At 69.9% G+C, this 19,617-nt stretch carries 14 protein-coding genes, 1 tRNA gene and 1 pseudogene; 4 read left to right on the forward strand and 12 right to left on the reverse strand.

Annotated features, from left to right (window positions below; translation table 11 throughout):
- Window positions 1–201: 201 nt before the first annotated feature.
- Window positions 202–945: pseudogene (locus ACFV9T_RS28505) on the reverse strand (PP2C family protein-serine/threonine phosphatase); the annotation flags it as partial.
- 1,244 nt (window positions 946–2,189) lie between these two features.
- Between ACFV9T_RS28505 and ACFV9T_RS28510 the strand changes: the two are divergent.
- Complete coding sequence (locus tag ACFV9T_RS28510) at window positions 2,190–2,387, forward strand: hypothetical protein (RefSeq protein WP_385445221.1); 198 nt, start codon at window positions 2,190–2,192, stop codon at window positions 2,385–2,387.
- A 176-nt stretch (window positions 2,388–2,563) separates the two neighbouring features.
- Here the strand turns inward: ACFV9T_RS28510 and ACFV9T_RS28515 are convergent, their stop codons facing one another.
- The 10 genes from ACFV9T_RS28515 to ACFV9T_RS28560 all read right to left on the reverse strand — a co-directional run bounded on the left by ACFV9T_RS28515 (window position 2,564) and on the right by ACFV9T_RS28560 (window position 14,987).
- On the reverse strand, window positions 2,564–3,373 hold the full coding sequence (locus ACFV9T_RS28515) for a hypothetical protein (protein ID WP_385445223.1): 810 nt from the start codon (window positions 3,371–3,373) through the stop codon (window positions 2,564–2,566).
- Window positions 3,374–3,493: 120 nt separating this feature from the next.
- Window positions 3,494–4,381 carry a hypothetical protein gene (locus ACFV9T_RS28520; RefSeq protein WP_385445225.1) on the reverse strand — a complete coding sequence of 296 codons (888 nt, stop codon included), beginning with the start codon at window positions 4,379–4,381 and terminating at the stop codon, window positions 3,494–3,496.
- Window positions 4,378–5,310 (reverse strand): NlpC/P60 family protein, encoded by a 933-nt coding sequence (locus tag ACFV9T_RS28525; RefSeq protein WP_385445227.1) that lies wholly within the window; start codon window positions 5,308–5,310, stop codon window positions 4,378–4,380. Before ACFV9T_RS28525 ends, ACFV9T_RS28520 begins: the two co-directional genes overlap by 4 nt.
- Window positions 5,307–6,167, reverse strand: coding sequence for a replication-relaxation family protein (locus tag ACFV9T_RS28530; RefSeq protein WP_385445229.1), 861 nt, complete (start codon window positions 6,165–6,167; stop codon window positions 5,307–5,309). Before ACFV9T_RS28530 ends, ACFV9T_RS28525 begins: the two co-directional genes overlap by 4 nt.
- 225 nt (window positions 6,168–6,392) lie before the next feature.
- On the reverse strand, window positions 6,393–8,792 hold the full coding sequence (locus tag ACFV9T_RS28535; protein WP_385445343.1) for a type IV secretory system conjugative DNA transfer family protein: 2,400 nt from the start codon (window positions 8,790–8,792) through the stop codon (window positions 6,393–6,395).
- Window positions 8,789–10,639 (reverse strand): VirB4 family type IV secretion system protein, encoded by a 1,851-nt coding sequence (locus tag ACFV9T_RS28540; protein ID WP_385445231.1) that lies wholly within the window; start codon window positions 10,637–10,639, stop codon window positions 8,789–8,791. The genes ACFV9T_RS28535 and ACFV9T_RS28540 overlap by 4 nt, the downstream gene beginning before the upstream one ends.
- Window positions 10,636–11,583: a PrgI family mobile element protein gene (locus ACFV9T_RS28545; protein ID WP_385445233.1), complete on the reverse strand. Its 948-nt coding sequence runs from the start codon at window positions 11,581–11,583 to the stop codon at window positions 10,636–10,638. The genes ACFV9T_RS28540 and ACFV9T_RS28545 overlap by 4 nt, the downstream gene beginning before the upstream one ends.
- A 6-nt stretch (window positions 11,584–11,589) precedes the next feature.
- Window positions 11,590–13,293, reverse strand: a complete 1,704-nt coding sequence (locus ACFV9T_RS28550) for a hypothetical protein (RefSeq protein ID WP_385445234.1) — start codon at window positions 13,291–13,293, stop codon at window positions 11,590–11,592.
- A 227-nt stretch (window positions 13,294–13,520) separates the two neighbouring features.
- A complete protein-coding gene (locus ACFV9T_RS28555; protein ID WP_385445236.1) occupies window positions 13,521–13,892 on the reverse strand; it encodes a pilin in 372 nt (123 codons plus the stop codon).
- Window positions 13,893–14,207: 315 nt separating this feature from the next.
- Window positions 14,208–14,987, reverse strand: a complete 780-nt coding sequence (locus ACFV9T_RS28560) for a hypothetical protein (RefSeq protein WP_385445238.1) — start codon at window positions 14,985–14,987, stop codon at window positions 14,208–14,210.
- A gap of 585 nt (window positions 14,988–15,572) precedes the next feature.
- Between ACFV9T_RS28560 and ACFV9T_RS28565 the strand changes: the two genes are divergently transcribed.
- The 3 genes from ACFV9T_RS28565 to ACFV9T_RS28575 all read left to right on the forward strand — a co-directional run bounded on the left by ACFV9T_RS28565 (window position 15,573) and on the right by ACFV9T_RS28575 (window position 19,399).
- Window positions 15,573–16,244, forward strand: coding sequence for a hypothetical protein (locus ACFV9T_RS28565; RefSeq protein WP_385445240.1), 672 nt, complete (start codon window positions 15,573–15,575; stop codon window positions 16,242–16,244).
- A 14-nt stretch (window positions 16,245–16,258) separates the two neighbouring features.
- A complete protein-coding gene (locus ACFV9T_RS28570; RefSeq protein ID WP_385445241.1) occupies window positions 16,259–17,221 on the forward strand; it encodes a TRM11 family SAM-dependent methyltransferase in 963 nt (320 codons plus the stop codon).
- Window positions 17,222–17,704: 483 nt separating this feature from the next.
- The gene (locus ACFV9T_RS28575; protein ID WP_385445243.1) at window positions 17,705–19,399 is read left to right on the forward strand and encodes a recombinase family protein; all 1,695 of its coding nucleotides are present in this window, start codon (window positions 17,705–17,707) and stop codon (window positions 19,397–19,399) included.
- On the opposite strand, the gene ACFV9T_RS28580 is transcribed toward ACFV9T_RS28575, so the two are convergent.
- A tRNA-Leu gene (locus ACFV9T_RS28580) sits at window positions 19,381–19,465 on the reverse strand. The genes ACFV9T_RS28575 and ACFV9T_RS28580 overlap by 19 nt on opposite strands.
- Window positions 19,466–19,617: the final 152 nt, after the last annotated feature.

A 19,617-nucleotide genomic window follows, 5' to 3' on the forward strand; every position in this document is an offset into this window, starting at 1 on the left:
GGCCCTGCTTTCATGCCCGCTTCGGCTGGAGATCACCCAACCGAGTCGCCGCACTCGAACCAGTGATCACCGTGATCGATAGAGCAACGGCTTCTGAGCCACCACCAGGCTTCTCCAGCCGCTGACCACGTCTCCTGCGCGCTGGCAGCAGCGGGCTGGATTGGCCGCGGCAGTTCCGCCTGGGTTAGCGGCGGCAGCAGTTCATTCTTCTCTGCGGCCGATGAGGAGGAGGGCTCGGTCGTCGTGGATGTCCCCTGCTGCAGCCTCAATGAGGTGCCAGGCTGCGCCGTGGAATCCGTCGGTCATGTAGTGGTCTGCCTCGCCGACGAGACGGTCAATGCCCTCGGAAATGTCGCGCCCTGAGGTCTCGACCAGGCCGTCTGTATAGAGCAACAGGACATCACCGGGGCGGAGGGAGCCCTGGATCGGGTGGAACTGGGCTCCGTCGTACAGTCCGAGGAGCGGGCCGTCCGGGAACTTCTCTTCCCAGCGGTTACGCGACATATTGAACTGGAGGCCCGGCAGATGGCCCGCGGAGAACAGTTCGTAGTTACCCGAGTCCAAGTCCAGGGTGAGGTAGATCGAGGTTGCGAAGCCCTCGTCCCAGTCCTGCCTCAGGAAGTAACTGTTCGCTGCGGGGAGGAACGCGCGAGGTGGGAGTGAGCCCAGCAGTCCGCTGAAGGCGCCGGACAGGAGGACAGCGCGGGAGACCGCGTCCGCGCCCTTGCCGGAGACGTCGGTTAGGGCTACCTCCAGCGTGCGGCCGCTGTTCGTGCGAGCTGCCACGACGAAGTCGCCGGAGAAGGACTTGCCGTGCGCCGGGCGGAGCGCCATCTCACGGTGCCAGCCACGCGGAAGGTTGGGCAGCTTGCTCTGTACCCGGAGGCGTTCACGCAGGTCGACCTGCATCATGCCACCGCGCCGTCGCCACGGTCGACTGATGCGGTGACGCAACTGCCGCCAGTTGTGCGAGGTTGTCCGGGACAACCACGCAGGGCTCTGGGACTGCTTCGCTTGGGAGGAAGCGCGTACGTCGGGCGAGCGCTGCATGTGTCCGGGAACAGTCGTTGCTCTGGCAGCGTCAGAGGTTGGCAGCTGACAGCTTGAAGTCGTCTGGAAACCGAAATCGTCCGCCGCTTGCTGAACGGCGGCGTGCTCCTCGTCGAGGACTGCTCGCACCTTTTCCAGCGCACGGTCTACGTCATCGAGGGCTGCCTCGTCATGGCTGGTGGCGTTTAGATCGGGCTGGAGCAACGATGTGGTCGAGTTTCCCGGCAGCAGAGTCGGGTCGTCATGTCCCGTCCGGAAGCGCAGCTCGGCAAGTTCGTCTTCCAGCGTATGGATTCGGCGGGCCGCATGGTCGGCTACCTGCTGGGCGATGTCGCGTTCCCGTTCGGCGCGGGAGAGCTGTTCACTCAGCTCCGTCTGCTGATGTTGTGCCCGGGAAAGTCGTAGATCCAACCGCGTGCGCTCGTCCAGATGCCGGGCCGACAGCGGCTGCAGGGCATCGGCCCGGCGCTTCAGTTCTGTGGCCTTCGCCTGGGCCTGCCCCAGCATCGCGAAGAGCAGCGTGGCGATTTGCAACGCCTGGTACCGGCCCCGTTCGCTCGCCTCGTAGGCCGTCTGGAGCCGCTGCATCTCCTGGTAGATCTCGATCGTGCGGTCCTTGGCCGCCAGCAGTTCCCTGGCGAGCACCAGTTCCTGCGCCCCCGCGAGCGGTGTGGGGCTGGTTTGTGCCTGGTCCCATAACGCTCTCGCTGCCTCAAGACGTGGCCCGCACTGGTCGCCCGGTTCGTTCGGAAAGCACACGTCGGCCATAGCCTCGACCACGTCCCATTCCAGCCCGTCGCCGGCCAGCAGGTCACGCAGCCGACGCAGCTCGGGCACCGCGCGGGTCGTGAAATGGTCCGGTGTGAGCTGCCGATGTAGCTGGCTCACCGGAACCGCGGACTCGTCGATCCAGGATCGCACCAGTTCTACGAGCCTATTGATCTCGGTGCACGATCCCCGGGACGGTGCCCAGGGTCGCCCTGGTCGGTTCCTCGTGCCGCCCATGTACCGTCCCCCTCAGTTGTCCGGCGGACAACCCCTGTTGTCCCCGGAGATACATCCAACCGGTCCGCCAGCCCTTTCTGCCCAGGGATCGTTGTTTTCTTCCACCGGTACAACACGATTCAGGCGGTGCCTTCATGGACCATACATCTGCGGCCTTCTTGTTCCTCGTCCTGGCTGTGGCCGTGCTGTTCTCCATCGTTGTCGCGGCGATCTCCTTCGCCTTGGCGTGCTGGGACGGTGCCACGATTCCAGCGGCTTTTGCTCGCAGCGGCGTTACGTTCGCCGCAAGCCTCACCCTGTGCCTTGCCGCTCTTTCTTCGATCGGCCGGTGAGCCTCCGGCCCCGACAGGACTCGCGGCTGCGCAGAGCGCCGGGCGGCCGCCACGGAAGGGCGGCTGCTCGTCCGAGGCGACGGCTCGGGCCCGAGGAACGCGTGGAGCGACAGCATGGCCGGGTGCCGCCCTGCTCGCGGGGCGGCACCCGGCCATGCTGGATGATCCGTGCCGGTCTATGTCTGGTCGCTGCTGGGTGTGGTGGTGAGTCGGTAGGTGCGTGGGCGTTCGGTGGCCTGCTCGGTGATGCCCTGCTTGGTCAGGGTGACCAGGGCGTTGGCGATGGCACCGGAGCTCTTCTCGATGATCCGGCTGATGCGGGTGGCCGTGAACGTCTCGTCGGGGTGGGCGGTGAGGTGGTCCACGACCATCTGGCGCAGGGCGCCAGGGGCGAGGCGGGTCCGGTAGCCGCTCTGGTTGACGGTCGGCTGGGTCTCCTCCGTCTTTGTGACCTCCGAGACGGCCTCGCTTGTCGGAGGCTCGGCCGCGGGCGTCGGCGCATCGTCGCTTTCTGCTCCCTGCGAGGGTGCGTTCGCGGAATCCCGCTCCTCTTCTTGATCACGGTCGTCGTGTTCTGGTGTGCCGTTCTCGGGTGCGGGCGGTTCTGCTGCGGGCGTGGGGTGGTTGTCGTGCTCGGTGGGCGTCTCGTGGCTGTTGTCGTCAGCGGTCGGCGGTTCGTCCGTCGTGTCCGGCGAGGTGCTGGTGTCCGGGTCGGGTGTGGGGGTGGGGTACCAGTGGTTGACGGGGCGGCCGCTGCCTACAGGGGTGGCGCTTTCGCGGCGGGCGAGGCCGGTCTGTTCAAAGTGGCGGAGGGCCTTGGTCACGGTGGACCGGCCGGCACCGGCGGTCTGGGCGAGGGTGGTGCTGGTGGCGCCGGGGTGGTTGTTCAGTGCGGCCCATACGGCGGCGTTGGCGCCGGACAGCTGAGCGGGGTCGGGCTGGTTGGGAGTGGGTGTGGTGTGGTCGGTGTTGGTGGTGGTTGGCATGGTGGGGTCTCCCGTGTGGGGTGGTTGGGTGTGGAGAGCCCCGGCCGGGGTGCTCGCGGCGCGTGGCCTACGCGATGGATCCGCGGCGACGACTATGGACGCTCTGTGGTGACCGACTAGTCAAGCCGCTCCCGTCCCCCGGGCGGGTGCTTCTTGGAGCGGCCCGCTGGGTGCGGTTTCGGGTGCGGGGTGAGGTGCGGGTGCTCCCGGGGTGCGTTCGGTATCGAGCCGGGTGCGGAGCTCGCGGGCACGGTGTTGGCCCAGGTGCAGGTGGCGGCGGAGCTGGCGGATGCTGATCGGCAGCCCGGTGCGTTCGCGAGCGGCGAGATCCAGTGCGAGAGCCCGGGCGTACAGATCGGCGTCTGCGCGGCTGTGCCCATCGGGCTGGTCCCGCGGCCCATCGGGGGTGGGTTGGGGGCTGTCGTGGCGCGTGGTGGCCGCTGTCGGGCCGCCACCTTCGTCATCGGTGCGCTCGGATGGTGGTGGAGCGGGGGGTGCGGGTGCTCCTGGGGTGTTTCCGGGGTGTTCCTCGGGTTGGTTGTTGTGGGGTGCGGTGGTGGGGTGCGGGTGTGTCTGGGAGGTGCAGCGGCGGTAGGCGGCGACGGTTTCGGTCAGGCCGATGAGGAGCAGGGGCGGTACGGCGTGGAGGAGCACGCCGGCGGGGTCGGCGTGGCGGGGCCAGCCGATGTGGTCGTCGGGCCAGAGGGAGGTCCAGGTGTTCATCACGGTGGCGGCCATGCCGGCGGACCAGCGCAGGGCGGTGGACCAGCGTGGTGGGGGGATGTTCCAGGCGGCGAGGCGTGCGTCGGCGTAGAGGACGGTGGTGAGGGTGAGGGCGACCATCGGGTCGAGGAGGAGGGCGATCGGCCAGGGGATGTGGTGGTCGACGGCGAAGAGGGTGACGTTGACGGCGGTGAAGACGAGGGCGAGGGCGGCGACGCCGGCCAGGATGCGGACGAGCGCGCGCAGCAGGGTGTCGATCTCGGCAGCGGTGGGTTGTGTGTTCACCGCGCACCGCGGCGGCTCGGTCGGGTCGCCCCCTGATAGGTGGGGCTGGTCAGGTCGACGAGGGCTTCCCGGACGGTGCCGCCGGGATGAGGTGCGTCGATCATGCGGTGGCGGCCGCTGTAGATACCGACGTGCGTGACAGCCCGCGTACCAGTGCCGAAGAACAGCAGGTCGCCCGGCAGGAGGAGTGTTCCGGCGGGGAGGCGCGGGCCGGCGTCGTACTGGGTCTGTGCCACGCGTGGGAGGTTGATGTTGGCGGTGGCGTAGGCGGCTTTGGTGAGGCCGGAGCAGTCGAAGCCGCCTTCGGCGGGCCCGTCACCGCCCCAGACGTAGGGGGTTCCGAGCTGGCGGCGGGCGAAGGCCACCACCGCCGGGCCGACGGCGGAGGTCGTGGGGAGGGCGGTGGCGTAGCGGTGTGCGATGCGTAGAACGTCTGCGACGTAGGTGTGGGAGTGGTTGTAGGCGTAGATCGCCTGCTCGATGTTCTTGTGGTGTCGGGCGCCGTGCGTGCACAGCAGTCGGGCTGCGGCGAACACCGCGTCGACCGGATCCCACGGCGTCGGAGGTCTGCGTCCACCGGCTGGTACCGGATCCTCGTACAACTTGAAGGTGGACGGCAGGAATTGCATCGGTCCCACGGCCCCGGCGGAGGATCGCATGGTGGGGTGGCGTCCGTGGTCGGTCTCGGCTTTGCCGATGGCGGCGAGGATCGTCCAGGACAGGCCCGGGCACTCAAGGGCCGCGCGCTGATACAGCGCCAGCATGCTCGCAGGGATGTCCCGCGGCGCGTTACTGCCCGGGGCGGTGGTGCTGCCGCTGGAGTCGGGGATGAGGGAGCTGAGAAGTGCGGCGACCGCGACGCCGGCGAGCAAGGGGAGGGCGATGAGGGCGCAGCCGATCCCGATGGTCGTCTTGGCGAGCAGGCTCATCGGCCATCCGGCGTCGTGGGTGGCCGGGGTGAGGTGGGGAGGGTGAGGGCTGTGTCGGCGTCGGTGGGGTCGATGGTGGCCGGGGTGAGGTCGGGCCAGTGGGTGGTGAGACCGGTGAGGGTGGTGCGGGGGGCTGCGGGGTGCAGGGGTGCCCACCACGGGCCCCACGGGGTGTGGGTGGTGAAGTCCGCCGAGGAGGTCGCCACGCACAAACCCAGGTCGTGGGCGGGTTGGGTGAGGCGGTGGCGGAGGGCGCGGTCGCGGGAGGCGGTGCGGGTGTGGATGAGGAGGGCGGGGCGGGTGTTGGTGGAGGTGGTGAAGTTGGCGTAGCCGGCGAGTTTGGCTTCGACGCGGGGCAGGGGCTGGGAGCCGGTGTCGTATTCGAGGAAGAACGGCAACAGGCTTGGGTGGTCGGCGTCGGTGGTGGTAGGGGTATGCCAGTGGGCGTAGGCGTCGGGGCGGATCATGTCGTCCCAGCGTCTGGCGCAGGACCGTTCGGACAGCCACACCGTGAGGTGGCCGTGGGTGGCGTTTGGGGTGGGGGCGGCAAGGTGGGTGAGGAGTTCGTTGACGCCGATGTCGTGGCCGAGGGATGGGGAGTAGGCGATGCGGCCGGTGGTGGTGGGGCGCCAGCCGAGAGCCGCGGGTTCGCATCCGGCGTGGGCGGCGATGACGCTGACGCCGGTGGGGCCGAGGGTGTAGTGCTCGGGTGAGGAGCCGTGCTGGGTCAGGGGGCGGAAGGAGTCCAGGACGGCGTGGTGGTGGAGCACGCGCAGGCGGCGCTGGGCGGAGCGTTGGCTGGTGAAGGCGAGGCGGGCGATCTGTGGGGTGGTCAGGACGCGGTGTTCGTGGACCATGGCGGTGATCCACAGGTCGCGGGCGGTGAGGCTGCGGGTGAGGGCGGCGGGGTCCGTGCGGTGCCGTGCTGGTGTGGGCCGGGGCCGGGTGAGGGCGGCGCGCGCGGTGTAACGCGAGCCGGGCCCGGAGGAAGGGCGGGGCAGAGCAGGTATGGCAGATCACCACCAAGGCATCAGTCGGAAAGGCCGGGTGAGCGGAAAGAGGGCGCGCGGCGGATCGGGTGGTCAGGGGCGGGTGGTTCGGGTGTGGGTACGGGCTGCTGCGGCGGTGCGGAGGTCGGTGGCGCGGCCGGGGACGGGGGGTGGGAGGCGGCGGGTGGTGAGGGTGAAGGCTGGGGTCGCGGCGCCGGCGGTGAGCAGGTGGGCGGTGGCTTGGTAGGGGCCGAGGTGGGCGAGGTCGTGGGCGGTGAGGGTGGGGAGGGTGTGGCGTTCCAGGGCGGTGGCGTCTTCGGGGGAGGTGTTGAAGAAGATCTTGTTGCGGGCGTTGGCGGAGATGCCTTCGCGCAGGTCGCGTGGGAGTTGGGCGAGGTGCTGGTGGGCGAGTGTCATGGACAGGCGGTAGCCGCGGGCTTCGGCGAGCATGTCCTCCAGCGGGTAGGGCAGGGTGAGAAAGTTGTGCGCCTCGTCCACGTAGAGGGATGCGTCGATGCGCTGGTGTTCGGGGGTGCGGGCGCGGGCGGAGGCTGCTTGCCAGGTGCCGGCGACGATGAACGAGCCGAGCAGCCGCGCGGTCTCTTCCCCCAGGGCTCCCTTGGGCAGGCGGGCCAGGAGAATTCCGCCGTCGAGGACCTGAGCGAGGTCGAAGGTGGAGGGCCCGGCGGAGATGGTGCGGCGGGCGAAGTCGCGCAGCAGGAAGGCGCGCAGCTTGTTCATCACCGGGCCGACCACGGCCGCCCGGGAGGGTTCGGACATGGACTCGTACCAGGCCCAGAACCCGCGGAGGACGGGGTCTTTGATGGTCGGGATCAGGCGCAGGCGGTACGCGGGCTCGCCCAGGAGGCGGGGCACGTCGGCGAGGGTGACCAGCTGGCCGCTGTGGGCGCGGTGTTTGAGGAGGGTGAGACAGGCGGCGCGCATGACGTCGTCGGTTCTCGGTCCCCAGAAGGCGGTGAAGATGCGGCGGAAGATGCCGGTGATGTTGTCGACGACCACGTCGATGTCCGCCCCGTCGAGGACGTTCAGGCACGGCGGGGCATGGGAGTCGTCGGGGTCGATGAGGACGAGGCGGTCGGCACAGGTGTCGGGCAGGCGGTGTAGGAGGTCGGTGACGAGATCGCCCTTGGGATCGATGACGATCGCGCCCCGGTGGTGGCGGACGTCGTCGAGGACAAGGTGGGCGACGAGGGTGGATTTGCCGGAGCCGGTGGCGCCCATGAGATGGACGTGGTGGCGGGCGTCCGGGACCGCGAGACCGATCGGGCGGCGGGCGCCGGTGTCGGAGCGGCCGAGGGGCTTGACTCCGGCGCCGGGGGCCGGCTCGGGGACCGTGGGTGGTGGGAGGACCGAGCGGGCTCCCGCACGCCGTACTCCGGGGGCGTCCGCATCCACGGGCAGATGGGCCAGGGCCGCCAGTTCCGGGACTGACAGCAGCGCCGCGCGCTGGGGGAAGACCCGGCCCTCCAGCCATCGCTCGGGGCGGGCGAGTCGGGTGCGGGCGAGCCAGTTGTGCTCCGCGTACAGGCCGAACGCGGAGGCGAGTGCGTGCGCACGCCCCCGCACTACATCCCGGGCCCGCATTTCCTCAGGTGTGCAGGTGGCGGCATAGGTGATGGTCGTGTGCCATTGGGGGCCGGTGAGTTTGGCGGCGGACTGGCGGACCGCGGCACCGTGCTCGACGTCCTGCCGCTGGGCCAGCACCGGTTGTGGCCGGTGCAGCAGGAGCGCGCCGAGCGAGGGCAGCCGAGGGGTCGAGCTTCCGGCCTTCAACCGTCGCGCGGCCCGTCGGGCCCGCCGCACAGCGGCTCCGGTTGCCGGGCGGACGAGGATCTGCACGAGCGCGGTCTCGCCCTCGCTCATGGCGGTGGCTGCCTGGAGCAGGGCCCGGAGTGGGTCGGCCGCGTGCTCGGTGCGCAGCGGCAGCACCTCCGGCCGGGCCGGACGCAGCCGCCCTGCGGTCACCACATGGCCAGGCGGGATGAGCTCCGGTGGTTCTTGGACGCGGGTGTGGGCTCCGGGCCAGGCCGCTTCCACCGCCCGGCGTACCAATCCCAGTGGCACTGTCCCCGGCACCCACAAGCGGATCGCCAGTCCCGCCGGCGACCAGGCGTACTCGAACCCCAGATGTGGCTGGCCATCGGTGAGGCGTCGCCACCACGGCCGGAGCAAACCCGCGAGCTGCGCCCATAGAACGTCACCTCCCTTGCCGGGGATCTGGGGCGGGGCGAGGATTTCGACGCAGCGTGCGTCGTCGGCGAAGCGCTGCTGGCGTCTGCGTCGCATCCGGCCGCAGGCGGTGGTGACGCACACGGCGACCGCCGTCGCGACCGGTACGAGCACAGGCGTGTACGGGACGGCCCAGCCGAGAACCGTTCGGGTAGCGGAGGCCCAGAAGGCAGCGGGGTCGGTGAGGAAGTCCACCACCGGGCCATGGGGTACTGTCCCGGCGACGAGCGCGGTGGGGGTCATTGGTTCCACGTCTCGTCGTCGAGATCGTGGGCAGCGGTGGCGTCGGGATCGGTGTCCTCGGTCCACTGCTGGGCGGCGAGTTCTCCGGGGTCGGTGGTGATGATCTCGTGCTCACCCGGCGCGGCCACGGAAATCACAGCGACCTTGCGGCGTTCCCCGGCCAGCAGCAACGCCTCGCCCCGCGCGGCCGACAGCAGGAACTCCCGCTCGCCATGAGAGAGCCGGAATGACTCGCTGATGGTGTCGATCGCCTGTGGGGCCTGCCGGAGCAGAATCTGGGTCGCCGCGTTCGCCACCACCGCCCTTCCCAGTGGCGAGGCGAGGACGTCATCTGCGTCCTGAGTGATGACGGCCAGCCCCGTCCAGTTCTTGCGAGCGGCCTTGGACATCCGGAACAGGAAGCGTGCCCCGGTCTCGTCGCCCAGCAGCCGCCATGCCTCGTCCACGATCACCAGATGTTTGCCGCTCCTGCCCTGGTCGGTGACCTGGCGCCAGATGGCATCCAGGGCGAGCAGCATCGCCGGAGCCTTGATCTCCTCCGGCAGCTGCCGGAGCGCGAAAACCGTGAGATGCCCGGAGGTGCTCGCTGTGCTGTGGCCGTTGAAGACACAGGAATGCGAACCGGTGACATACGGCGCGAGCCGCTCCACCAGCCCGGCGGCCGCCTCGCTCCCGTCTTCGTCAAGAACCTCCGCGAGGTCGGCAAGTACCGGTGGGTTCCGGCTCCAGGTCCGGGCATCCGCTGTGATCCCCGCCCGGGCGTAGGTGCGTAGGAGCGCCCGGTCGAGCGCGGCTTCCTCCGCTCCCTTCGCCTCGGTGCCGAAGAGCACTGCCAGGAAGCGGTGCAGGAACAGCACGCGTCGCGTCAGAACGTCGTCACCGTCGTCGGCCTGGTCGTGGCGAGGGAGGTCGAAGGGGTTCAGGCGTACTCCGTCGGCGCCGAGCGCGACGACGTTGCCGCCGACGGTCTCTGCCAGGCGTACGTATTCGTTTTCCGGGTCGATGACCGAGGCGGTGACCCTGGTGAACAGCAGCCGCAACAGCTCCAGCTTGGCCAGGTAGGACTTGCCCGCCCCGGAGCGGGCGAGGGTGACCGAGTTGTAGTTGTCGCACCCGAAGCGGTCCCACAACACCGGCGCGCCGGAGACGGCGTTCAGCCCGTACAGCACCTGCGACCCCGCTCCGGCCTCGCCCGCAGGGGTGGGCAGCTCGGGGCTGGCGAAGGGGAAACAGGCGGCGAGCGCCGCGGTGTCGAAGGTGCGGCGGATCTTCAGCGTGTCGATGCCCAGCGGGAGCGTGGCCAGCCAGCCGGGCAATGCCCGGTACGTCGTCGGTGCGACCGTCATCAGCAGTGACTCCGCGACCGCCCTGACGGCGGCGACTTGCTCCACCAGGGTCTCCTCGTCAGCGGCTTGGACGGTCATGTACAGGCCGACGTGGAAGAGCTTTCCCTCACCACGGGCGATCCGGTAGGCGAGGTCGGCCGCGTCCGCAGCGGCGGCTTCGACCTCCGGGTTGTCCAGGTGCCCTTTGTCGAATGCGCCCCGGCGGCCGGATTCCAGTCGGGCACGCTGCTTCTTCAGCCCGGCCGCCGCGACCGGGTTCGGGACCGGTTCGATGTGGAGTGCGATGTCCAGGTGCCCAGGGAAGGCGAGCAGGGGTGCCAGCCAGCCGGGGTTGACCTCGGCCGGGTAGCCGGTCACGACCAGCGAGCAGGCCACATGGCCCCCGATCGCGAGGGTGCGGGCATGCACCTCAAGAGCCTCCGGGCCCGCAAGGTGCAGCAGTTCTCCGGCCCGGACGACCTCGTGGTCCGGGCGGCGCCGGTTTTGGGAACGAAGGATCATGCCTCGTCTCCTTGCGCTTCCGTAGCGAGCGGCGGGATGGGGGGATCGGGGTTGCAGGCAGCGGTGATCAGTGCCGTGGTCTGCTCCTGGTCGAGTGAGGTGACGCTGATGCCGGCGGGAGCGAGCCCGCGAGCCGCTTCCTGGAGGCGCTGGACGGCCCGCCCGCTACAGGCCGAAGGCCGGGCCCGCCGCGGCGATGTTGCTTCCCGTGCGACAAGGACGATCTGGCGGGTCAGCAGGCCCCCTGTCCCGGCGAGGTGGGCAAGGTAGTCGGCGTGCGCGCGGGCCGCCCGCTCCAGCGCCGGGTGCGGTAGGGCCGGGGCACAGTGGTGGAGCTGGTCGACCAGAGGCATGAGGTCGGTGCGGTGACAGCGGAGCAGGAGCTGGGTCGGGCCGGTCAGCGAGTTGAGCCAGCGCCCGTACGCCGCGACCAGGCCCTGCTGCTCAGCACCGCTGTGCAGGTCGAAGTTGACCGGCGAGCAGGTCCCCAGCGCCGCCTGCCCCTGCCCGGCCAGATCCACTGTCCCCGCTGGGCCGACACCACGACACGGCATCCGCACCGGCACCGGCATCGGTCCGGATGCCGTGCCCAACGTCTTGTTCACGATCTCGGGCAGAGCGGGCACGCCTTCCGGAGCGTGCACTCGCCGGTTGGGGGCACGGGCGTGGACGAGGGCGGCGAGGAGGAAACGGTCCAGGCCGATGCCCTCCCGGGCGCCCACCGCGATCGCGGTGACGGCTCCGGCCACGGGCAGCACCATGACCAGATACGCCAGCGGCGGCATGAACGGCCGCGCGAGCCAGTACCCGCCGTACAGCACCAGCACGCACCCGGCCAGGATCGCGGTCTGCCGCGCGGTGAGCGGACCCAGGACGCGGTCAGGGCGCGCGATATCCGCGGGAATCCGGGTCACGGCGACACCGTCGTCGTTCACATCTGTCATGAACATTCACCTCCGGGGTGGTTCGAGAGGCAGTCGCAACTGCACGGGACGCACCGGCCGGGAACGCACCCGCTCGGCCGGAATCCGCAGCACCATCTGCCGCGAGGCCATCCGCGGAACGGCCGGGCCGACGGGCGGTCGTGTGGAAGGCCGGGAGGCCGAGCCGCTGGCCGCAGCGTGCGGTCGCGGGATGCGCTCGGCCCGGATCGGCAGCCAGGTCTGGACCGGCCGCGGCGTACGGGTGGGGACGCGCTGCGCGGCCACGGGCAGCGTCAGCTGCCGCCGGCGGCGCGCCTGTGCGGGATGGACCACGGTGAGCGGACCCTTCTGCCGAGACGTACCAGGTGAGGCCGCCCGCGAGCCGGCACTCAGGCGGCCCGCCGGTCCCCTTGGGAGCGTGAGCGCTGCTGCCGAGCCGGTCACCGGGCCTCCGGCTCGGGCCGCCCATGAACCTGCGGGGCCCGAAGAACCACCCTGTCCAGGAGAGTCAGCGCCCGCTCGAGGTCCCGAACCTGATGTCCCGCTCCTCGGACCGGCCGAGCCAGGACCGAGCCGGACGCGGCCCGGTCGCGAACCAGGGGCGAGCCCGGGCCCTGGCCGTGGCGCGGGGCCACCGCCGCGACCGGCGGGCCCGCCGCCAGTTGGTCCGCCGCCTCTACCGGGGCCGCGACGCAGTAGGGATGTGCCGGGGAGATATCGATCCATGAGCCGGTACAGGGCCAGGGTCCGCAGGAGGCGTACCGCGGTGGGCGCGTGGGGGTTGTGGATCGGGGTGGCCCGGAAGACGACCTGCATCGTCCAGCCGGGGATCTTGAACAGCACCCAGAACAGGGCGAGCCCGGCCAGCATCGTGCCCAGCTGGTCGGAGTACGTGATCCCCAGCGCGGTGGCGCCGGGGGCGAAGAACAGTTTGAGGGCGACGATGAAGGTCATGGACTGCGCGACCTGGATGACCAGGCATCCGGCCAGGCCACGCCACCACAGCCGTGCCACCGGGGCGGTGAGCGGGTGGGCGTGGCAGGCCAACGCCAGGGGGCCGGAAATGGCGAGCAGGGCCATGACCGTGACCCGCACCACGAATCCGATCAGCACGGCCAGGACCAGCACGAGCAGCACGATCGCGAGAATCAGCAGATAGATCTTCAGCCCGGTGGTGCCGAACAGGGCGAAAGGAAGGACGCGTTCGACCAGTCCCTGCCCGGCATCCGCCATACCCAGACCCATGATCGCGTGGGAGAGGGCGTTGCCCAGCGTGATGGTTTTGCCCATCACGGTCAGAGACATCGCCGAGGCGATCATCCCGGTCAGCAGACGCGGGGCAATCTGCTTGAGCGCGTACCGGGTCTGGACGGTCTCGTAGCCCATCACCGTGATCCCGCCCGCGACCACGAACAGTACGTAGATCCCAGCCGTGATCTCCAGTGCCCCGGCCCACAGTCGCTTCAGGTCCGCGTGCCGGGTGACATCGGGTGTGGCAAGCAGAGTGTCGGCGAGCAGTTCTCGCGCGGGTTTCATGATCTGCTCGACGATCGTCCCCAGAAAGGAAGTGATCGCGTTCACGATCATGCCGGGGATGTCGATGAGCCCGTCCAGACCCCAGCCGGCGGGAGAACAGTCGCCGCCGGTGACCTTGCAGGCAGGCGGCGTCGGCCCAGGAGCGGGCTCCAGCTTCGGGTGCCGCGAGGGCTTGTGCGACGGGCGGCCGGGCACGGGACTCGGCCCCGGCGTGGCTCGAGGCCGGGCAGGAGCCGCCCCAGGCGCGGAGGCGCTGGCAGCGGGCCCGGGCTGCGGCTCCGGGTCAGCTGGCACACCAGGCACTCGGGCAGTCGCTTCCGGCAGGGATACCGCATGGGCAACCGGCGCGGTAGGCGGCCCGGCACCGATGACGAGCCCGATGGACGTCAGCAACAGGGTGGAGAGGAGGTAGCCGGTGCGGGTCATTGTCCGCCGCCATCCACGCCCACGATCTGCTGCAAGACCCCCACCACGACGGGGGCGAGCATCGCCAGCCCGTATCCGACCGCTGCGGCCTTCAGGGCCCGTTTGGAGGCTTCGACCTCCCCCGGGTCACCGCCGGCCATGAGGTAGCGCAGACCGCCGAAGGTGAGGAAGAGCGTGGCCAACCCGGTCAGCAGTCCCACGATCCAGTCCCGCAAATTCGAGATCACCTGCGGGATCGTGGCCACGGCCCACACCGCTGGCGGATCCGCCAACAGCACTACGGCCGTCATCACCGCGGTGAACACCACTGGAACCCCACCGCGCGCGACGTGACGTACGCCGGGCGGCCGACGGAAGCGGCTGAACATGGCAGGACACCTCCATCAGGCACAAGAACAACGAAAGGCAAGCGGGAAGCTGGGTGGGGGTGAGCCAGATCCTTCGCCCGGGGCCGGCCTCCTTCGGCGGCTACCGGATGGTTCTCGGGGTGTCAGCACGAGACGGAGCGCACACCCCACCCAGCACACGGCCCGACAGCACAGGAGCGTTGAGGCAACGGCCCCTGCCAGGCCCCGGAGCTTCTTCCGATCCAGGAAATCGGAAGCGGCCCCGTCTGCCTTCTGATAGAGAATCCGGCGCCGGAGCGTTGACGCCCCAGCGCCGGACGTCCCTCGTATGGCTCCTTACTCAGCCTGATGACGCAGGTGAGAAGCCAGGCGCTGTTCGGCAGCGGAGCGATGCCGGTACAGCTGACGCATACTCACCCCACGCTCGCCGGCGAGCGCCCCCATCGACTCACCGTGCAGCCGGGTACGGGCGATCAACTGCGCCTCGGCCAAGTCCACGACCCGGGCCCGTACCGCGCGAGCCAACACCTGGTACTCATCCGACACCATCGAGCCCTCCATGTCCTCGACGCTTGCACGGGTGCGCAGGCGTCCCAGATGGACCATCAGCTCGCCCGCCTCCCGCTCACCGCGGCGGCGAGCCGCGTAGACCAGACGGTGAACCGCGCGGTCAGCCGCCGCGAACAGCTCTCGGTCCACCCCTGGATCACTCGCATCCACCTCCGCAAGGGCGACCGCGACCGCGGCGAGAGCTTCCTGCTCGACTTCTTGACGCTCCAGATGAGCTGGACGGGCCAAGCGGGACAGCATCCGGCGCAGCACCGGAATCGTCATAGCCATCGCAACCACCGGCCACGGCTCACCGAGGTCGTGCGCACGACGCACGACCTCGCCCCACGTCAGTGCCCGCAACTCGGGCCGGGTGCTGGGATGAGCCAGTCGGACACGGATCTGATCCACCGGCCACACCTCTTCCGACGGCTCGTCACAGACCAGGCGTGCGGGCATGGTCAGCGGTGTGGCGGTACGGGCCAGGGCGAGGAAGGACTGCTCCAGCTCCTCCAGCGGCGATAGCGTGGTCGTGTGCGGGCAGCGGGCGACAGGACGGTGGTACATGGCGGTCTCCTGCGAGATGGGGGTTCGGACAACTTCCGCCGCCAGCCCTTTCACCCCGCCGCGCCAGCACAGACCCACCCGCGCCCCACCACCGGACAACACCCCGCCGCATGGCCCGCCCCGTGCGATGGCCCACGTCTGGCCCGCCTGCTGCGAGCAGGATCGGTGCTCGCAGCTCCTCAGCGAGAATCGAACTAAAAAATCTTGAAGACGTCTCCGGACCATTCAGCGCCCACCCTCGGTGTCCCGTGCGAGTGAGGGGGTGCCGGAATCACTACGCGGATTCGTGCGGAGTCCGTCTGCGATGCGTCGCGCGGGATTCCTGGCAGCAGGGCAGGCATTGGCGAAGCGGCGATGAATGAGGAGGCTGAGGTGGTTCGCCAGTGGCTCGCGACCGGCTCGCAGCACCGTCTACCTGGGCTTTTAGGTGGTTCACTGCCCGGCGCAGCGCCCGCGCGGACGTAACGGCCAGGGCGTGCAGGAGATCGAAGCGGCCGCAGAAGACGGCAAAGAGCCACCCGCGGAATCTCTATTGATCACGTCAGCACCAGACGGCCGGATCCCCTACCCGGGTGCCGCCACCCGATGCCCAAGGCTCACGACCGCCGAAGCGCGTCCAGCAATTCCAGCGCCTCCCGCCCGCTGCCGACCACCATCTGGCTTCCCAACCCGAACGACCCGGAGCACGTGCCCGCCCCCGAGGGCGTGCTGCCGGTGTGGGCGATCGACAGGATCCGCGCCGAGTTCTCCCACCGCCCCGGGCACGTGCCCGCGCCTCTGATCACGATCCGCATCCACGACACGGGACCGGGCATGGACGCCCGCACCCGCTCTGTCACCTACGCCACCGACCCCAGTGGCGCCAGCCGCCCCAGCCGGGGGCCGGTACTGCTCGCCGAACTGCACCCCGACACCCTCCCGGCCCCCGACGACACGCTGCTCCCCAACGCCGACGACATGCCCGGGGCGATGGAGAACGGCTGGCCGGGCTTCTTCCACCGCGCCCACCGCCTCCTCCCCGGCGACGGACTCCTACTGCTCGCGGCACGCCAGCGCCGCGACGCCGGACGCTTGACCGACCCCCTCGGCCCTCTGATCGCCGCAGCACGCACCGCCGGGTTCTCCTACCTGCAGCACATCGTGATCGTCCACGGCCACCCCAGTGGCGACCGCATCGAGCCCACACCGATCGAGGGCGCTCCGCCCGGCTTGATCCACTCCGACCTGCTCGTCCTGTCCGCCATCGCCAGCGCGTAGACAAGGAGTACGTCATGTCTGTCCGGGAATCGGTGTGGAACACCGCGCCCACCTCCGCCCCCGCCCAGCGCGCCGGCCGCTACGTGTCCGGCTCGAACGCGCACCCGGCCAAGATGCTGCCCGCGATCGCCGCCCACGCCATCCGCACCTACACCCGGCCGGGGGAAACGGTCCTCGACCCGATGTGCGGCATCGGCACCACCCTGGTCGAAGCCCTCCGCCTCGGCCGCCCCGCCCTCGGAGTCGAGTACGAGTCCCGCTGGGCCCGGCTCGCACGCGCCAACATCGCCCGCACCGTGCGGCGAACCGGACACGGCAGCGGGCACGTGGTGTGCGGCGACGCCCGCCGTCTCACCCAGCTCATCGACGCCCACCACCACGGGACGATCGCGCTGGTCGTCACCTCACCCCCGTACGGGCGATCGGTCCATGGCCAGGTCCGCTCCACCCGCGAAACCGGAGAAAGGGGCGTGGTCAAACGGGACTACCGCTACAGCCGCGACCCGCACAACCTCGCCCACGTCTCCACGGATCACCTCCTGGACGCGTTCACCCAGATCCTCACCCAGTGCCACACCATGCTGCGTCCCGGCGGCACGGCCGTCGTCACCACCCGGCCCTGGCGGTCACGCGGCGAACTCATCGATCTTCCCTCTGCCGTCCTTGCCGCCGGACGCACCGCAGGACTGATCCCCACTGAGCGCTGCGTCGCCCTCCTCGCCGGTATCCGCGACAACCGACTCATCGCCCGACCCTCCTTCTTCCAGATGAAGAACGTCGGCGACGCCCGCCGCCAGGGCATCCCCCTCCACCTCGTCCAACACGAAGACGTGCTGGTCTTCACCCGGCCCGACCCCTCTGCGGCGCACCCCGACGTGTCCCGGAGGGCCCCCTGCACCAGCCGCGTGCAGCACCCCACTCGGCTGACGACAGACCACTGCGGCTATCGGCGGGCGGACAGACGGAGCAGCGGGTGAACCGGTACCAGCCGGGCGGCAGCGTGCACCGTGACGACCACGGCGATGGCGACGGCCCGCGGATGGGCGGCCTGTGTTCCGGGGTGAGCATCCAGGCCGCCCACGGCGGCCACATCGACTCGCCCCACCCCAGCGGCGGTTCATGCGCCGACGCCAGCACACGAGTTCGCGTCCCTGGCTGCCGAATCGCCGGTGGCCGCTCCCAACGAGGCGGGCGCCGCCGCGACTCCCGAAGCGGCGGCGAAGCACCCCCGGACGGCTTCCAAGTAGTTCTCCCGCCTGATGGCCCGACGCTGACACGGCCGGCAGCCGAGGTCCTGTTGCGGATCCTCACCCGCCACGCCGGGCGGGCTGGCTCTCTGGAAGAGGCGCAGCTATCGGTGGTGGTCCACCAGGACCACCACGGGTCGAGAGGGTGCCCCGATGGCTGATGACGACCGTCCGCTTCCATGGCTCCGAAGAGACCGGCCCGCGCCTTCACCCGTGCCGGCTGCCGACCGCAGGATGCTGTTCGCCTTCTGCGGGCGTGTCTCCACCGAGGACCAGCAGGACCCGGAAGCCTCGCGTCTATGGCAGCTGAACCGGGCCCAGGCTCTGATCGAACCCGCGGGTGGGAAAATCGTCGCCGAGCACTTCGACGTCGGCCAGAGCCGCGCCCTGCCCTGGAAACGCCGTCCCCGGGCGGCTGCGCTGCTGGCCGCGCTCGCCGACAGCCGCCGCGGGTTCGACGCGGTGGTGATCGGTGAGCCCCAGCGAGCCTTTTACGGCAGCCAGTTCGGCAACACCTTCCCGCTCTTCGTCCACTACGGCGTGCCGCTGTGGGTGCCGGAGGTGGGCGGTCCCATCGATCCGGACAACGAGGCCCACGACCTGATCATGTCGGTCTTCGGCGGCATGTCGAAGGGCGAGCGCAACCGCATCAAGGTCCGCGTGCACGCCGCCATGGCCTCCCAAGCCCTCATGGAAGGCCGCTACCTCGGCGGCAGACCCCCGTACGGATACCGGCTCGTCGACCTCGGCCCGCACCCCAACCCCGCCAAGGCCCAGGACGGCAAACGCCTGTACGGCCTCGAACCCGACCCGGACACCGCCCCGGTCGTGATCAGGATCTTCACCGAGTTCCTCAGCGGCCTTGGCATCTTCGCCATCGCCGAGGGCCTGACCCGCGACGGCATCCCCAGCCCCTCCGCCCACGACCGGGCCCGCAACCCCCACCGTGACACCCGCGCCTGGGCGAAAAGCGCCGTCCGCGCGATCCTCGGCAATCCCCGCTACACCGGCCGCCAAGTCTGGAACCGGCAGCACAAGCACGAGGCACTGCTCGACATCGACGACGTCACCCTCGGCTACACGACCGCCATGCGCTGGAACAGCCAGGACAAGTGGATCGTCTCGAAGAAGATCGTCCATACCCCGCTGGTCGACGATGACACCTTCGCCCGTGTCCAGGACATCTTCCAAGCCCGCACCCGGACCAGTCCCGCCCACGGGATCAAGCGGACCCGCAACCCCTACCTGCTCCGAGGGGCGATCGTCTGTGCGGCCTGCGAGCGCAAGATGCAGGGCCACTGGGCACATGAGCAGGCGTACTACCGCTGCCGGTTTCCCGACCAGTACGCGCTCGCCAACCGTGTCCAGCATCCCCGCAACGTGTACCTGCGTGAGAGCTGGGTCGTCCCGCCCCTCGACGATTGGCTGGCCAAAGTGTTCCTCCCACATCGTCTCGACGACACCATCGACCTCATGACCACCGCGGCGGCCCCCGAACAAGAGACCGCTGCCGTTGCGGCTGTCCGTAAGGTGATCACCGACTGCGACGCCAAGCTCGCCACCCACCGCGCCGCCCTCGAAGCGGGCGCCGACCCCGTCGTCGTCACCCAGTGGATCGCCGAGACCCAGGCCCGCCGGGCCAGGGCCGAAGCCGAGCTGCGCGCGTCATCCAAGGGGGCGTGGGCCCGGATGTCCCGCGACGAGATTGCCCGGCTCGTCCGCTCGATCAAGGATCTGGCCGCTGTGGTACGCCAAGCCGAGCCCGAGGACAAGGCCGAGATCTATCGGCAGCTCGGGGTGCGGCTCACGTACGACTCCGGGAAACACAAAGTGCTGGCCGAGATGAGACTCGACCAGCACTTACGCGAAGCCCGTGGGCCATCAGTGCGTGTCCGAGGGGGGACTTGAACCCCCACGCCCGATAAAGGGCACTAGCACCTCAAGCTAGCGCGTCTGCCATTCCGCCACCCGGACCAGGTGTCTGCCGTCCGGCCTGCGGCCGTTCCGACGTGGAAAACCATAGCAAACATCCGGGCGTGCTCGATCACGTGAGGTCGGGGGCGGGGAGTGCGCGAGGGGGCACGCGGTGTGTACGGGATATGACAGCCCTATTGCGGCCTTGGGCT

It is taken from the genome of Streptomyces sp. NPDC059850 (assembly GCF_042731515.1).
In the GTDB taxonomy this organism is placed as follows: Bacteria; Actinomycetota; Actinomycetes; order Streptomycetales; family Streptomycetaceae; genus Streptomyces.

Bases quoted from the DNA above. Each gene is read 5' to 3' on its own strand.
- ACFV9T_RS28565 (WP_385445240.1), top strand. From the start codon at position 15,573: ATGCCCAAGGCTCACGACCGCCGAAGCGCGTCCAGCAATTCCAGCGCC.
- ACFV9T_RS28555 (WP_385445236.1), bottom strand. From the start codon at position 13,892: ATGTTCAGCCGCTTCCGTCGGCCGCCCGGCGTACGTCACGTCGCGCGC.
- ACFV9T_RS28540 (WP_385445231.1), bottom strand. From the start codon at position 10,639: ATGATCCTTCGTTCCCAAAACCGGCGCCGCCCGGACCACGAGGTCGTC.
- ACFV9T_RS28570 (WP_385445241.1), top strand. From the start codon at position 16,259: ATGTCTGTCCGGGAATCGGTGTGGAACACCGCGCCCACCTCCGCCCCC.
- ACFV9T_RS28510 (WP_385445221.1), top strand. From the start codon at position 2,190: ATGGACCATACATCTGCGGCCTTCTTGTTCCTCGTCCTGGCTGTGGCC.
- ACFV9T_RS28560 (WP_385445238.1), bottom strand. From the start codon at position 14,987: ATGTACCACCGTCCTGTCGCCCGCTGCCCGCACACGACCACGCTATCG.
- ACFV9T_RS28515 (WP_385445223.1), bottom strand. From the start codon at position 3,373: ATGCCAACCACCACCAACACCGACCACACCACACCCACTCCCAACCAG.
- ACFV9T_RS28530 (WP_385445229.1), bottom strand. From the start codon at position 6,167: ATGGTCCACGAACACCGCGTCCTGACCACCCCACAGATCGCCCGCCTC.
- ACFV9T_RS28525 (WP_385445227.1), bottom strand. From the start codon at position 5,310: ATGAGCCTGCTCGCCAAGACGACCATCGGGATCGGCTGCGCCCTCATC.
- ACFV9T_RS28535 (WP_385445343.1), bottom strand. From the start codon at position 8,792: ATGACCCCCACCGCGCTCGTCGCCGGGACAGTACCCCATGGCCCGGTG.
- ACFV9T_RS28545 (WP_385445233.1), bottom strand. From the start codon at position 11,583: ATGACAGATGTGAACGACGACGGTGTCGCCGTGACCCGGATTCCCGCG.